Raw genomic sequence first — 214 nt, 5'->3', positions numbered from 1 at the left:
GTCGCGGCCCTGCACGCCACGGTGCGCCGCCAGCGCCTCGACCACGCCCACAAGGGCGCGAACGCCCTGGTGGCCGCCTACGACGTCATCGTGCACGAGGCGCTGAAGGTCGCGAACATGACCCGCAGCGCGTCCGGCACGATCGAGCGGCCCTGCCGCAACGTCGCGGCCAAGTCCGGGCTCAACCGTTCGATCCTGGATGCGGGTTGGGGGG

1 pseudogene is annotated in these 214 nt (G+C 72.4%); it reads left to right on the top strand.

What is annotated here, in order from left to right:
• Positions 1–214, top strand: a pseudogene (locus ACWJ6R_RS38430) (RNA-guided endonuclease TnpB family protein); the annotation flags it as partial.

It is taken from the genome of Planomonospora algeriensis, assembly GCF_977012225.1.
This window is presented reverse-complemented; position numbering and strand designations above follow the sequence as displayed.